12 protein-coding genes are annotated in these 15,822 nt (G+C 33.9%); 2 read left to right on the top strand and 10 right to left on the bottom strand.

Going from position 1 to position 15,822, the window contains the following annotated elements:
• Positions 1-409 precede the first annotated feature (409 nt).
• The 8 genes from VB798_RS23950 to VB798_RS23985 form a co-directional block, all read right to left on the bottom strand.
• The gene (locus VB798_RS23950; RefSeq protein WP_323689768.1) at positions 410-1,294 is read right to left on the bottom strand and encodes a glycosyltransferase family 8 protein; all 885 of its coding nucleotides are present in this window, start codon (positions 1,292-1,294) and stop codon (positions 410-412) included.
• 70 nt (positions 1,295-1,364) lie between these two features.
• A complete protein-coding gene (locus VB798_RS23955) occupies positions 1,365-2,498 on the bottom strand; it encodes a glycosyltransferase family 4 protein (protein WP_323689769.1) in 1,134 nt (377 codons plus the stop codon).
• A 51-nt stretch (positions 2,499-2,549) separates the two neighbouring features.
• The gene (locus VB798_RS23960) at positions 2,550-3,455 is read right to left on the bottom strand and encodes a glycosyltransferase family 2 protein (protein ID WP_323689770.1); all 906 of its coding nucleotides are present in this window, start codon (positions 3,453-3,455) and stop codon (positions 2,550-2,552) included.
• Between the two features lie 17 nt (positions 3,456-3,472).
• Positions 3,473-4,090 (bottom strand): acyltransferase, encoded by a 618-nt coding sequence (locus tag VB798_RS23965; protein WP_323689771.1) that lies wholly within the window; start codon positions 4,088-4,090, stop codon positions 3,473-3,475.
• A 96-nt stretch (positions 4,091-4,186) separates the two neighbouring features.
• Positions 4,187-5,044, bottom strand: coding sequence for a glycosyltransferase family 2 protein (locus VB798_RS23970; RefSeq protein WP_323689772.1), 858 nt, complete (start codon positions 5,042-5,044; stop codon positions 4,187-4,189).
• 67 nt (positions 5,045-5,111) lie between these two features.
• On the bottom strand, positions 5,112-6,320 hold the full coding sequence (locus VB798_RS23975) for a glycosyltransferase family 2 protein (RefSeq protein ID WP_323689773.1): 1,209 nt from the start codon (positions 6,318-6,320) through the stop codon (positions 5,112-5,114).
• Positions 6,321-6,382: 62 nt separating this feature from the next.
• Entirely contained in the window at positions 6,383-7,573 is a 1,191-nt protein-coding gene (locus tag VB798_RS23980; RefSeq protein WP_323689774.1) for a sugar transferase, read from the bottom strand.
• Between the two features lie 130 nt (positions 7,574-7,703).
• Complete coding sequence (locus VB798_RS23985) at positions 7,704-8,087, bottom strand: response regulator transcription factor (RefSeq protein ID WP_184134146.1); 384 nt, start codon at positions 8,085-8,087, stop codon at positions 7,704-7,706.
• Positions 8,088-8,615: 528 nt separating this feature from the next.
• Between VB798_RS23985 and VB798_RS23990 the strand changes: the two genes are divergently transcribed.
• Complete coding sequence (locus VB798_RS23990) at positions 8,616-10,034, top strand: aldehyde dehydrogenase family protein (RefSeq protein WP_323689775.1); 1,419 nt, start codon at positions 8,616-8,618, stop codon at positions 10,032-10,034.
• Positions 10,035-10,077: 43 nt separating this feature from the next.
• Here VB798_RS23990 and VB798_RS23995 read toward each other — a convergent pair whose 3' ends face one another.
• A complete protein-coding gene (locus tag VB798_RS23995) occupies positions 10,078-12,351 on the bottom strand; it encodes a GH92 family glycosyl hydrolase (RefSeq protein ID WP_323689776.1) in 2,274 nt (757 codons plus the stop codon).
• A 251-nt stretch (positions 12,352-12,602) separates the two neighbouring features.
• Here VB798_RS23995 and VB798_RS24000 point away from each other — a divergent pair, with 251 nt between their 5' ends.
• Positions 12,603-13,673, top strand: a complete 1,071-nt coding sequence (locus VB798_RS24000; RefSeq protein ID WP_323689777.1) for an alkaline phosphatase — start codon at positions 12,603-12,605, stop codon at positions 13,671-13,673.
• 52 nt (positions 13,674-13,725) lie between these two features.
• Here VB798_RS24000 and ppk1 read toward each other — a convergent pair whose 3' ends face one another.
• On the bottom strand, positions 13,726-15,768 hold the full coding sequence (gene ppk1, locus VB798_RS24005; protein ID WP_323689778.1) for a polyphosphate kinase 1: 2,043 nt from the start codon (positions 15,766-15,768) through the stop codon (positions 13,726-13,728).
• Between the last annotated feature and the right edge of the window lie 54 nt (positions 15,769-15,822).

Here is a 15,822-nt window from a genome sequence, read left to right on the forward strand (position 1 = left end):
TCGAACAGAGAAGTTAAGCCCAGTTCCGTTGATGATACTGCAATCATATGCGGGAAAGTAAATAAACCCCAAAAATATTAAAAAAGGTTCTTGATAGTAATATCAAGAACCTTTTTTGCGTTTGAAGATATTGGGAAAGTAAAATAAACATGAGTCATCCCGAATTTTAAAATCACAAAAAAGAGGTCAAAATTAGTTTTTTGACCTCTTTTTTGTGATTGATTAGCAATGAATTCCTACTGTTTGAGCGAAGCGAGTTTAGGAATTCTTGATTTTCTTTTGCGGTCCGCCGCTGCGGTTACTTTTCTTTCATCAAGGAAAGAAAAGTAAGGACTAAATGATAATACATTAAAATTCTCTAAAACTCATTATTCCAAAGAAAAATTCGGGATGACTCATGTTTATTTGGCTATAACCAAGATGGCTTAAACTTATTTAGTATATTTTTTATTTTCTTTATGTATCTCTGAGATTCTCCAATTGCTTTAAAATTCTTCCATTCTGTTTGTTTTAAATAGAAATAGAAAATTTTCTTGAATTCTTCGCTATAATTGTAGGCTTTATAAATGGGTTTTCTTTCTACAAAATGTATTAAATAAGGTGTTTCATTGGGAGAAATCGTCGAAAAATGATTCCAAAGAGGACTTAACTCTAGCCATTGATTGGCTAAAATTACATTTAATCCATACTGATCTGGGTAGTTTGCAAATTTCTTATTATTATCAATGCAGTCAATGATTTTTTCTGTTATGCTTAACTCTCTCCACTTTTTAGTATTCATTAAAATCAAACCTGTATTAAAATAGCGAGTCTTTCCAGACAAACCTAACTCATCGTGATTTAAGACTCCTCCCCAACTATTATCAAATGTAATAATTCTAGGGTCTAATACTGAGGCAATTACATGTTTTTCAAGGTCATTTTCAAATAAGGTAGCAACATCTTTTAATACAATCATATCAACATCTAAATATAATACTCTTTCTATTTCTTCTGGAATGAAATATGGGATGAAAAGACGCATATAAATATTTAAAGGATAAGAACTTCTATCTAATGGCAACTTCATTCCTTCAGGAATTACGCTATTCATTTCTTTCCAAACGAGCGTAGTAATGTTGGTATCAATTGACTTTTGAAGTTTCAATTTATTATTACTACTAACATTATCTTCAATAATATAAATGGTAATAGTATGACCTTCTGAAAGATTTGCTTCAATTGATTTTATGAGAGCTGCCAATAAGATGATATAATGATTATCACTAGCAACAACTATATTTAATGGCTTCATTGGAATTTGCTTTTATTGGCGTTTATTTTCAATATATTCATTATTTGACTATTGCTTAAAAATCAAATAGTTATCTATTTAAAATATCTCTGTATATATCTAACACTTGATTGGCTGTTTTTTCCCACGAAAATTGAGATGCTCTTTCAATGCCATAAGCAATTGTTTTAGCTCTTAATGCTGTGTTGTTTAATACAGAAACAATCATTTGGGCAATTTCTTCAGGTTGAGTGGGGTCTATTAATATCGCATCTCTTCCTGCAACTTCAGGCATAGCAGAAGTATTACTTGTAATAACGGGAATTCCACAACCCATTGCTTCAAGAATTGGAATGCCAAAACTTTCTCGTAAGGAAGGGTATAAAAATAATTGAGCTAACCTATAAAGATTTGGAAGTTCTTGGTTAGGAATATAACCTGTCAACATTATATTGTTCATCAAATGCTCATTGTTTTGAGCTTTCAGAATAGAAAGTAAATGTTCCTTCCCAAAGTCTGGCATTACTAATGTAAAGTCAAGCTGACCACGTTGATGAAGTATTCCTATTGATTTTAATACATTTGGAAGATTTTTCTTTGGGTCTGTATTACCTAAAAACAAGATGAATTTATCTGGCAAGTTCATCTTTTCTTTGAAAGCTTTTAATTCTTGTGGTGTTGCATCAGGAGTAAAATGTTTACCACAGGCATTATAAACTGTTTTTACACGATTTTCAGGAATTTTTAACCCTTCAATAATACGTTCTCTTTCATAATCGCTAACAGTAATTATCATTTCTGCTTTTCTAGCAATTTTTGGTACATTCCAACGACGATATAAATTTCCGAAACGTTGGTAATATGTTCCTTCGGTAATCATCCATTTTTCTAAATAAATTATGTCATGAATTGTTACAACTAAAGGAATTTTAGTGGAAATAGGAGCGGTATTACTTGTACAATGAAGTAAATCTACTTTATCATTTTTGTATGATTCTGGAAGGATTTTTTGTTCCCAAACTGGGTATGAAGCGGCTTTTGAAATTTGTAGCTTCATGTTATCACTTGGCTGAAGTGCAGTCATATCAGCATCAGGCTGTGCATAAACGAAGTATTCATCAGAAGTATTCATTTTTTGAAGCTCACGTAGTACTTCAAGGACAACAATGTCCATTCCATGTTTTTTCTTACGAAAAATTCTTTGTGCTTCTATTCCTATTCGCATTTGCCTAATGATTTTTTGATTTTTGTTTTATAGAATGTAATTCCGTAAAACTTATTTATCGTAAATGTCTTTTGAAGTATTACTAAAGTTCCAAATTAAGCCTTTCCAGAATGCTTTTAAATGTTCCCAATCACCTTTTGAGACGTATCCAAGTAAATTTTTAGGAACAGCTACTAAGAAATAATACAAAAACATTAATATCCGTTGCGGGCCAAATGTATTTCGTCTTAAATAAAGTAAACGATTTCGGCTATAATAATAAGTTTTTAATGTTGAGCCTTTTCCTGTACTGATGGACTCTTTATGCCAAATCTTACTTGCTGGTTCATACCAAATTGAATAGCCAGCCCTTACAAATCTTTCACAATAATCCATTTCTTCATAATACAAAAAGAATAAAACAGCCATAAAACCAACTTTATCGAAAGCTGTTCTCGAAAAAAGCATTGCTGCTCCATGAGCCCTAGAAGTAGGCATGGCTTTGTCGTGTTGACCTTTATCTTTTTCTAAATATCCGATAGAAAAACCTCGTCCAGTGATAGGATTAATAGGAGAAAAACCTGCAAACTGAATAGTATCAGGTTCGTCGAAGTATAAAATTTTAGGACAGACGACTCCGATTTTAGAATCTGTTTGGAATCTAGCAATAAGTGGTTCTAAGAAACCAGGATCAACTTCTGTATCATTATTAAGTAAAAAAAGATATTCACCTGTTGCCGCTTCAATACCCCGATTATTACCACCAGCAAAACCAAGATTTTCACCAGTTTCAATGTATTTTATCCAAGGGAAATCTATAGGTAGTTGATGACCTAATTCTTTATTACTATTATCAACAACAATTACTTCAATAGAAGGGTAAGTGATTTTTTCTAGTGAACGTAACAAATCGGCGGTAACAGCTGTACCGTTAAAATTGATAGTAATTATAGAAACTTTAGGTAGATGATTTGTCATATCAGTCTTTTACTTTTTCAACTTACTTTTTCCCATTGTTGGGTTGCGGAATTATATTGTTTAATTACTCTGGCAGGATTTCCCACTGCAACACTAAAAGGAGGAATGTTTTTGGTGACAACAGCTCCGCCTGCAATTACACTATGTTTACCGATGGTTACTCCAGCGGTAATAACTGCATTTGCGCCAATCCAACAATCGTCTTCAATAGTAATTGTTGCTGTAGTAACGGGCTGTAAATGAATGGGTTTTGTTACATCTGTATAAACGTGATTAAGTCCACTCATTACGATGTTTTGGGCGAAAATAACATTGTTTCCAACTGTTACTGGGCCAATGATTACATTGCCAATACCAACTCTTGAATTATTTCCGATATAAACTGGACCAACACCATTATTGATGGTGGCAAAATCTTCAACAGTACTGAAATCACCTAAAGAAAAGGGCTGAAAAGGCAATACATCTACTCTTGTTCTTCGACAAATAACAGAACCTTTCCCTTTTTTATGAAAAAAAGGATTGATAAACCACTTCACCCAAAGCCTAGGACGAGCTTGATATTTTGGAATCAAGCACCAATGAACAAACTTTTTTAAAGTGGGACTGGATTTTATGGTTTGAACGATAGACATAAGGAATAATTATGAGTGATGAATTATGAAAATATATCAATGATATATCTCAGAAAGCAACATTGTTTTTTTACTAAGTTAATTTATGTCTAAATTTTATTTAAAAAGGTATTTTTTCAAACGGAAAATAAGGGCTTTTTTCAGTCCACCATCTATTTGAATTCTACGATCACTCGTCCAAACTCTTCCATCATCACCATCGACTGCCGCAATTTTTCCGCCTGCTTCTTGTAGTCTTAATGCCATCATTCCGTCTTCAGCAGCATGTCCAGCATCATCACCAGCAATACCACGAAAAGTTCTTTGAACAGCAATATCATAACCGTTTACATCAATTCCTTTTTGGCGAATAAAGCCACTATTGTAACCTAAAACATTTAAAAAAGGCTGAGTTTTTTCTTTCTTCTTGATAACATAACTACTCATTACTTCATACAAGCCATATTGCCAACGTGGAGTATTTGGAGCGGGTAAAAAAGAGTAACTACCATGTACGCAATAAACAGGAATATTGGCACCATTTACCAAAGTATCTGTCATCGCTGTAATCCAACCTGCTGGATATAGCGTGTCGCTATCACCCGTAAGAATGTAAGTTCCTTTGGCAGAATGCAAACCATTTGTTCTTGCATGACCAACACCTTGTTTGGTTTCTAAAATGGTTTTTACGCCTAATTTTTTTAATAAATCGGCTGTTCCATCCGTTGAATTATTATCAATAACTAATAATTCAACAGGATATTTGGTATTGGTATTGGCAAGTGAAATGAGTGTATGTAAAATTCCTTCCTCTTCATTCCAAGCAGGAATTACTACTGAAACGACAGGGTTTTCATTAGAAAATATAGATAATTTTTTCTTAAGTTCTTCAACTTCAGCAGCTGAGTATTCGCTAATGCGTAGTGGTTTGCTTAGTATTTGTGTTACCCAAGTTGGTAAAGAAAAATTAATCATAGTCTTTTCAATTTATGAAATAGTAAATCTATTTTCGAGCAATAATTGTATGAATATCGAAAGGAATTTATTCTGCTCTTTTTACTTTTTCCCAAATCCCAGAAGTTAATCCGTTTTTATATCTGAAATAACCTTTAATGGCGCAATAATTCATGAAAGAGAAGTAAAAAGGAACAAAAAGTATTTTTACTCTAATTTTCTTATTTTCAAGATAATAGCCAAGTAAAGCTAAAATATAAAAGGCAATTTGAGCAATCATCAAAAGATGATAACTAAAAATATCTAATAATTCAGCGCCTGTAAAAAGTATAATAGCGTTAATTAATACTAAAAGAGGAAGGCAAAATGGTGCAACCGCCCAACGCATGGCACGATGTGAAACATACTGAAAAGAAAGCAAACCATATTTGAAAATATTCCAAAGAAAACCAAGACGAGCAATGGCTTGGAAACCGCCAGCTGCAATCCTGATTTTACGCTTCATTTCATCTTGAATGGAGAAAGATGGTCTTTCACTAGCATAGGCATCTGGTTCATAAATTACTCTGAAACCGTTGGCGGCAATGCGTAAAGAAATGATGAAATCATCAAGTAGTGTGTCTTTTTCAACATGTTCAAATAAATTGGTTCTTACAGCAAATAACTCGCCTGCTGCGCCAACTACTGAATAAAGCTCTGTGTCTAGCTTTTTAAGGAAAGATTCGTATTTCCAATACAAACCTTCGCCAGCACCGGCAGCGGCTTCTGAGCCTTCTGTTTGAATGCGTTTTTCACCAGCAACTGCACCAACAACAGGGTCTTGAAAATGCCTTACAATATTTTTGATGACAAGTTGATTTAACGTAGTATTGGCATCTGTAAAAATTACGATGGGCGTATTGATGGTTTTCATGGCCATATTCATCGCTTCAATTTTACCTCTACGAGTATCTCCGCCAATCATTCTCAGGTTTGAGTATTGATTTTGAAGGGATTCTATGTATTCTGAAGTGCCATCATTTGAACCTTCGGTAACGAAGAGTACTTCAAATTTTTCGGAAGGATAATCTAAACCAAAAGTATTTTTTACTTTTGCTTCAATACAAGACATTTCATTGTAAGCAGGAACTACTAAGGTTACTTTTGGTAAGTAATATGGGTCGTTATATTTCTTGAAGGTAAGTCCAAGTGCTTTTCTGATTTTTACAAAAAACCAAGCAACGATTCCGTAGCCAATATAAGTATAGAAAACGAGCCCTATACAAATCCAAAAGCATAGTTCAAATAGCAGTTTCATAGTTTGATGTTTTGCAAAGTATTGAAGATACGATGCTTAGCGGGTCTTTTGGTTTGATTTTTCTAAACATTCTCTGATTGTAACAACGCAGGAAATGTCATAAAGAAAATCTTTAAATCATATTTGAAAGAAAAATTACGAGCATACTCAATGTCTAATTCAATTCTTTCTTGTTCTGTCATATCCTTTTTGCCTTTACCTCTTTTGGTTACTTGCCAAAGACCAGTAAGCCCACCAGGACCAGCAAAACGTTCAATATAATCGTCAGTCGTTAATTTTTCAGCTTCGTACAAAGGCAAAGGTCTGTTTCCAATCAATGACATATCACCTAAGAAAATATTAAACAACTGAGGTAATTCGTCGATACTACTATTTCTCAAGAAACGACCCAATTTGGTAATACGTGGGTCATTTTGGAACTTCATGAAAGCTACTTTTTCTTTCTTTTTGTTTAAGTAAATTTTTTCACAAGTTTCTTCTCCATCAAGATAGAGTTTTTGCTGACAAGCACCAATGATAGCACATTCATCACAAAGTCCATCTTTTTTCTTTTCAGTAGCACCTTTTGTGTACATATTCAGCGATTCCATGTTTTTAATCAACTGATCTGCATCAGTACGCATGGTTCTGAATTTATAAATTTCAAAGATTTTATAGCCAGCTCCAACACGTTTAGATTTGTAAACGATAGGACCTTTTGAATCTAATTTGATAAGGATGGAAATAACAATAAGTAGCGGAGAGAGTAACAACAAAGCAAAACCTGTTGAGGCAACGTCAATAAAACGTTTCCAAAAAGGTATTTTTACTTCTAAAATATTAGACTTTGTTTGCTGAGAAGCTACATAGTGGCGACGTTTGATGAAATACTCTAAACGAGTTACTAAATCGCCATTACTGAAGTCTTTTGGATAAATATCATCGCCTTTTTTCTCAATGACTTCTTTGATAAGACCAGGCGTAACGTGGTCGCTGGTAAGAATTACAGGTAAACTCTTCGTCCAATTATCTTTTCGGATAGTTTCTAAAAACTTGAGCCCACCAAGATTTCTTGCAATAATGATGGCATCGGGGGGATAGGTATTTTTAACAAACTCCAAACATTCGTCGGCGTTATTGAGAACCTTGATATGAAGCTTTTGACCGAATTTTTTCAAAAAATTGACCACAACAAAATCTTCATCTTCAACCAGAATTACTTTGATAGGAAAATCATCCTTTGGTGATGATATAGTCTGTGGGATACTACTCATATTTTAGTGATTTTTATAATTCTATATCAAGACTTACACGATAATTGATACTGCTTTTTTGTCAAGCTTTGAGATAGCAGATGATGAGTAAACCTTTAAATAATTTTCATAAAATGGTTAATGGCGTTACTTATTTTACTCGGCGTAAAATAGCTTTTACTTTGGCGTGTACCTCCATCGGATTAAACGGTTTTAACATAAAATCGTCAGCACCAAGGTTCAAGCACTCTATTCTTTCTTTACTTTCATCTGTTCCAGAAAGAATAATGATAGGTAAATTACTGAATAAATTACTTGCACGAACAACTTTTACAAATTCCTTCCCATCCAAATTGGGCATATTAAGGTCAGCAATAATAAAATCTGTATCGTTTCCAGCATCTAACCAGTTCATTCCTTCCATTCCATCATTTTTGACAGTTACATCAAATTCTTTGTTCAAGAAGTGCTCTAATACTTTTCTAGTACTTGCTTCATCATCAACGATTAGCAGTTTCAATTTACTGTTGCTCATTATTCTTAGTTCTTGAGTTTTTAGCTTTACTGCGAAAATAAACGAGAGTACAATTACTTAGGGGTTCTTCTATCGTTAATAGACAAAAGGAAGTCATTTTTGTATTAGTTTATTTTATACAATAGTAATCAATTTGAAATCAATAGTTAAATAAATATCGTAAAAAAAAATGATTGAAACACAATAATATAAAAAATGTTATTATTTCAATATTCTCTCTTAAAGTTAATATCAATTACCTTGCCAAACAAATGTTTTTGTGCTTTTAAACCCTCCAAATCAGATTCTACAAAAAAGGGGGACATCAAAAATTTTGCACTTATATAAAGAATACTGCTATCCACATTTACTTACTTTTCAAATATAAATATATTGATATAATATTGTTACTTTCCTATTTGATATTTTGGATTATGATTTTTTGGACGAATAAGAGTTTACTTTCAGCATGTTGCTAAAAATTTAACCTAAAGTTATTAAGGTTATGGTTTAATATCACTCAGGTTTCTGTTTGCTAATAATTTATTAATGATGATAAAAAAAGAATGGGAAAAAACGATTGATACAATCTTTTCCGAACAATTGAAAAATCAATACAACATTGGGAATACCGATGTTTTTGAAAGGAAAACCAAATTGAAAAATTTACTCAATTTGATACTTCAATATAGAAAAGATATTCAAAAAGCGATGTTTGAAGATTTCAAAAAAGCGCCAGCGGAAGTAGATTTAACCGAAATTTATACTGTAACCAACGAAATAAATCATGCGATAAAACACTTAAATGCTTGGATGAAACCTCATTATGTGGCTAGTCCGATTACGCTTTTGGGTACTTCATCTTACATTCAATACGAACCGAAAGGCGTCGTCTTGATTATTTCTCCTTGGAATTTCCCGTTTAATTTAACTTTTGGTCCATTGATTTCTGCCATCGCTGCGGGTAATTGTGTGATGATAAAACCATCAGAACATACGCCAAATTCTACCGCTTTGATGAAGAAAATGTTGGCAGAAATATTTCCAGTAAACGAAGTAGCGGTTTTTGAAGGAGATTCATCAATAGCAGCGTATCTCACGCAATTGCCTTTTAACCATATTTTCTTTACAGGAAGCCCTGCTTTGGGTAAAAAAGTAATGAAAGCAGCAGCCGAAAATCTTTGTTCGGTTACTTTAGAATTAGGCGGAAAATCGCCTGTGATTATAGATGAATCTGCCGGTTTAAGCAAAGCAGCGAAGAGAATAGCATGGGCTAAATTCTTGAATAATGGACAAGTATGTATTGCGCCAGATTATTTATATGTTCATGAAAAAGTAAAAGAGGAATTCTTATCATTGTTGAAAGTGCAAATTATCGGGTTTTATGGCGAAGAACCAGCGCTATCGAAAGACTACAGTCGGATTGTTAATCAAGCGCATTTTAATCGCCTGAAACAATATTTACAAGATGCAATTTTGGATGGAGCAGTGTTAGAAATAGGAGGGGAAATGAATGAAGAAGAGCGATTTATCGCTCCAACAGTTTTATCGAACGTCAATCTAAAAAGTGCTATTATGCAAGAAGAAATCTTTGGTCCGATTTTACCTTTAATGGTTTATCAAGATTTAAACGAAGTAATTCAGCATATTCAACAACATGAAAAACCTTTAGCTTTATATATTTTCAGTAAGCAAAACGAAGTAATCAGTAAAATAATGCGAGAAACAAGGGCTGGTGGAACGGTTATCAATCATAATACTTTACATTTTTTTAATAACGAATTGCCTTTTGGTGGGTCAAATAATAGTGGAATTGGAAAGGCGCATGGGAAATATGGTTTTAAAGCTTTTTCAAATGCCAGAGCTGTGATGAAGCAATGGTCACCTGTTAGTGCATTAGATTTATTAATGCCACCTTACGGCAATTTTAAGCAAAAAATTATTGATTTAACGATTCGATTTTTCTAAAAAAAAGCCCAAATCACAATTCGTGATTTGGGCTTTTTTGATTTTACTTAGAGTAAGAAAAAGGGAAATCTATAGCATTTACGCCTCTTTGCTTGTTAGGAGCAGGCGACATTTTAAAATCAATCGTTGCACCTTGTGTTAACTTTTGGTGACTCAACCAGTTTTTAGAATATGGTAAACCGTTGAATTTTACTGTCTGAATATACTTGTTTTGCTCGTTGTTTGCAGGAGCATTTATCGTAATTTTTTTACCGTTTTCAAGCGATAATGTTACTTTTTTAAACAAGGGAGTACCCAAAACATATTGGTCGGTGGCTGGAGTAACAGGGTAAAACCCTAAAGCCGAAAATACATACCAAGCCGAAGTTTGTCCGTTATCTTCGTCGCCACAATAGCCATCTGGGGTTGGCTGATACATTTTATTCATTACTTCTCTAATCCAATATTGGGTTTTCCACGGCTCACCAGCGTAGTTGTACAAGTAAATCATGTGTTGGATTGGTTGATTTCCATGAGCGTAATTTCCCATGTTCATAATCTGCATTTCACGGATTTCGTGAATGACAAAACCATAATATGAATCATCAAAAACAGGAGGCACAACAAAAACAGAATCCAACATTTTGCTAAAACCTTTGCTTCCGCCCATCAAATTAGAAAGACCGTTAACATCATGAAAAACGCTCCAAGTATAATGCCAGCTGTTTCCTTCTGTAAAAGCATCACCCCATTTAAAAGGATTGAAAGGCGTTTGGAAAGTACCATCCTGATTTTTGCCACGCATTAATTTTGTGCTTGGGTCAAACAAGTTTTTATAGTTCTGCGAACGTTTAGCAAAGCGGTCAATTTCTTCTTGTGGACGTTTTAGGGCTTTTGCCAATTGATAAATACAGAAGTCATCATAAGCGTATTCCAACGTTCTGGCAGCATTTTCATTAATTTTTACATCATAAGGAACGTAACCCAATTGATTATAATACTTTACGCCCAATCTTCCTACAGAACTCAAAGGGCCTTCGTTTTCACTATTTTTCAATAAAGCTTGATACAGTTTATTGATGTCGAAGCCTTTGCCTCCTTTCAGATAAGCGTCGGCAATAATGGAAGCAGAATTTGAACCCACCATACAGTCACGATGACCTGGACTTGCCCATTCTGGCAAGAAACCACTTTCGTCATAAGTATTGGCTAAACCTTCCATAATTTGTGCGTTCAGCGAAGGGAACATTAAATTAAAGAATGGAAAAACAGCTCTGAAGGTATCCCAAAAACCATTGTCAGTAAACATATAACCGGGTAAAACTTTACCATTGTAAGGGCTATAATGAATTACTTTTCCTTGTTTGTCAAGTTCATAAAATTTTCTTGGAAACAACATTGTGCGATACAAACAAGAGTAAAAAGTACGAGTTTGCTGGTCGCTGCCGCCTTCTACTTTCAAACGATTCAATGAAGTATTCCAAATTTTTTCAGCTTTTGCTTTTACTTGGGCGAAATTATCTTGTCCAATTTCTCTCAAATTGATTTCAGCTTGTTCAAAACTAATGAATGAAGAAGCCACTTTTGCATTTACTTTTTCGCCTTTTTCGGTGGCAAAATCAATTACTGCCCCTGTGTGGTTTTCTTTGATTTCCAGTACATTATCAACTAATTCTTTGCCATTCCAAGTACTTGTATTGGCGAAAGCTTTATTGAATTGAATCACGAAATAATTCTTGAAATTATCAGGAACACCGCCAGAATTTTTGGTGGTATAACCAATGATTTTTCTTTCGTTAGGAATGATTTTGATGTAGGAACCTTTGTCTAAAGCATCAATTACAATGTGAGCTTTATCGGTTTTTGGGAAAGTAAAACGCAAAACTGCGGCTCTTTCCGTTGGCGTGATTTCAGTGGTAACGTCGTGGTCGGCTAAGTAAACACTGTAATAATGTGGTTTGGCTACTTCGGCTTTGTGCGAAAACCAACTGGCACGGTCGTCTTCTTTAAAAACTTTTTTACCAGTAGTTGGCATAATGACGAACTGACCGTAATCATTAATCCACGGACTTGGTTGGTGAGTTTGTTTAAAACCTCTGATTTTGTCGGCATCATAAGTATAAGCCCAGCCGTCGCCCATTTTGCCAGTTTGTGGCATCCAGAAATTCATTCCCCAAGGTAAAGCAATGGCTGGATAAGTGTTTCCTGCAGATAAGCTTGGTTTTGAGGCAGTTCCCATCAAAGTATTCACTAAATCAACAGGATGTTTGTTGGATTGACCAAACGAAACGAGGTTGGTTGCTATGAAAAATAAGCAGAGAAAAAATTGTTTAAGCATTTTTATAAATTTTTATGTTGGATAATCCTTTAAAGTTAAGGCTTTGTTTTGTGTATTCTGTTGGTTTTTGTGCGTGAAATTTATGTAATTGAATACCATTTAAGCTTCCTTTATGTAAAAATAGTATTATGCTTTTATGATGTTTTTAGGTGCTTTGTTTTTTAGAAAGCAGAAATGTTTATTATCGCAGTCTTAAATAGCGTTCAGAAGAGAATGCTATTCATTAAACACTACCATAATCCTTTTATTTCATGAAAAAGATACTTTGTTTTTTGTTTCTAATGCTTTCATTTTCAGGTTTTTCACAAAAGAAAGTCACATTAAAACATCCTAAAAATATTATTTTACTCATCGGCGATGGTATGGGTGCAGCTCAAGTTTATGCAGGAATTGTAGCCAACAAAGGGCATTTGAATATCGAAAGAAGTCAGTTTATTGGTTTTCATAAAAATCAGGCAACAGATGATTTCGTGACGGATTCGGGTGCAGGAGCAACGGCTTTGTCGATTGGGCAAAAATCTTACAATGGTTCAATCGGAGTAGATAGTTTGAAAAAAGCACAACCAACAATTTTAGAAATTGCCGAAAAAAATGGTTTAGCAACAGGCTTATTGGCTACTTGTTCCATTACTCATGCTACGCCAGCTTCGTTTATTGCGCATCAGCCATCAAGAAGTATGGTTGAAGAAATTGCCAATGATTTTTTGAAAACCGATGTTGATGTTTTTATTGGTGGTGGCAGAAAACACTTTACTAAACGCAAAGATGGCAGAAATTTAATAGATAGTTTGAAGGCTAAAAATTACCAAATTGCGAACACAATTGAAGAAGTAGCAAATGTAAAATCAGGAAAACTAGCGGGTTTTCTGGCCGATGAAGAACAAGTGAAAATTTCGGAAGGTCGTGGAGAACAATTGCTAAAATCTACCAAAACGGCTTTGAATATTTTGAAGCAAAATAAAAAAGGATTCTTTGTGATGATTGAAGGTTCGCAAATAGATTGGGGCGGACATGCCAATGATACTCAGTACATTATCAACGAAATGATTGATTTTGACAAAGCTATCGGAGAAGCTTTTGACTTTGCCGATAAAGATGGAAATACTTTGGTTATCGTTACGGCCGACCATGAAACGGGCGGTTTTTCATTAATTGATGCAGATAAAGAAGGACATATTGAAGGAAAATTCACGACGAAAAGTCATACAGGCGTAATGATTCCAGTGTATGCTTATGGCGTTGGTGCTGAGGCATTTTCGGGCATTTACTTCAATAATCAGATTTTTGATAAAATGTTGAAGGCTTTCAATTTTAAGAAGTAATATTTTAAGAGTAGCTTCTAGTTTTACTCAAGCTGGAAGCTACTCTTAAAAACTATTGATTCAACAAATGATAAATTGCGGCTTGTGAACGCAAAGCGTTTTCAGCTTTTGGAAAGAAAACATTATTTGATTTACTATTGATTGAAACCGATTGAGCAGTATCATGTAGTTGTAAATCAATGATTTGAAGGATTTCTTGTTTGATGTTCTCATCATAAATCGGAAAGCATACTTCAATTCTTCGATAAATATTTCTGTTCATCCAATCTGAAGAACCCATGAAAATTTCCTGATTTCCTTGGTTATGAAAGATGAAAATTCTACCATGTTCCAAGTATTTATCAATGATTCTTCGAACATTAATGTTTTCACTCATGCCTTTTACTCCTGGCATCAAACAGCAAATTCCTCTGATGATTAACTCAATTTTTACGCCAGCATTTGAAGCTTCATAAAGCTTGCTAATCAGTACTTTTTCTTCAAGATTATTCATCTTGAGCGTAATTTTAGCAGGTAATCCTTTTTGTGCATGAGCAATTTCTCGGTCGATTAAAGCAATAAATTGATGCTGTAAATTGAACTGCGCAACCAATAAATGTTTGAAATTACTGATGTCCGAAATATTAGGTTTACGTTTCTTTTTACTTAAAAACCTGAAAATCAATTCCATTTCAGCTAACATTTCTTGGTGAGCCGTCAGTAGAATATGGTCTGTATAAAACCTAGCAGTACTTTCATTCAGGTTTCCAGTAGCAAGTAAACCGAAGTAAGAAATTTTCTTTCCGACTTTCTTTTTCACCAAAGCAATTTTGGCATGAACTTTCAAAGAAGGCACGCTGTAAATGATTTTTACACCTTCTGCCTTCATTTTTTTCGCCCATTTGATATTATTTTCTTCATCAAAACGAGCTTTTAATTCTACTAAAACGGATACTTTTTTGCCGTTTTTAGCAGCACTTATCAAAGCATTTACAATTCTTGAATCGCTGGCAACTCGATAAAGTGTTACGTAAATTTCTTCTACATTTTGGTCGATAGCGGCTTCATTAAAAAAGCGAAGTACGGTATCATAAGACTGATATGGCGGATGAAAAATAATATCTCGTTGTTTTATTTCGCCAAAAAGTGTCTGATTTTCAGGAATTTCATGATGAATTGCTTGCCAATTATCGTACTTCATTTCAGGATTATTGATAGGAATGGCATAGAAATCTTTCAAATTATGATAACTTCCGCCTTCTACAATACTCTGTTTTTTAAGGTTGAGATAATTCGTTAATGTCTCTAAATGATTCTTGGGTATTTTGGCGTCAAACAAAAAGCGTGTGGCAAAACCGAAATCTCTTTTGACAATTTGCTTTTCTAATTTTTCTACTAAATCACCTTTGTATTCATCTTCCAAAGACAAATCAGCATCACGAGTAATTTTAAAAGTATAGAAACCTTTAATATTTGATTTTTTATAAACCAAGTGAAGATGTTCTTTGATAATATCTTCTAAAAATACAATATACTGAGTGCCGTTTTGGGAAACAGTATAAAATCTTGGTAAATCGTTTGAAGGAATATTGACAATTTGGAGCTGTTCATCTTCTTGATTTCCAGTTGATAACACAACTAAAGCATATAATTTGTTATTCTCTGGAAAACAGACTTTATCGCTTTTTAAAAATGAAATAGGTTGTAAAAATGCAAGAACTTGCGTGAAAAAATATGCTCTTGTTGAGGCTAAAATACTTTCAGGAAGTGCCTCATTATAAACAAGATGAATGTTATTTTCTTTAAGTGCAGGAAGAATTTGTTCGGAAAGGGTTTGTCCAAATCTTTGTAGTTGACTACTTACAATTTCCTTAAGTTGGCTTAAAATCTCTTTGTTTTTGTCTGCATCACCAATCTCTTCTTTTTCTGAAAGTTTTTTCAGTGCCATCAAAGCAGGAACTCTTACTCTGTAAAATTCATCCAAATTAGAAGAATAGATAGAAAGGAATTTAATTCTTTCTAATAAAGGTACTTCACTTCGTTGCGCTTCAATTAATACTCGTTCGTTGAAGTATAGCCAACTGATGTCTCTGTCGAAAAAGGTAAAAGCTTGCATGAATGATGATGAAATAGATTGAAAGGTTAAAGCTAATAGAAATCAGATAAGTTT

Source organism: Arcicella lustrica, from assembly GCF_034930985.1.
Lineage (GTDB): Bacteria > Bacteroidota > Bacteroidia > Cytophagales > Spirosomataceae > Arcicella > Arcicella lustrica.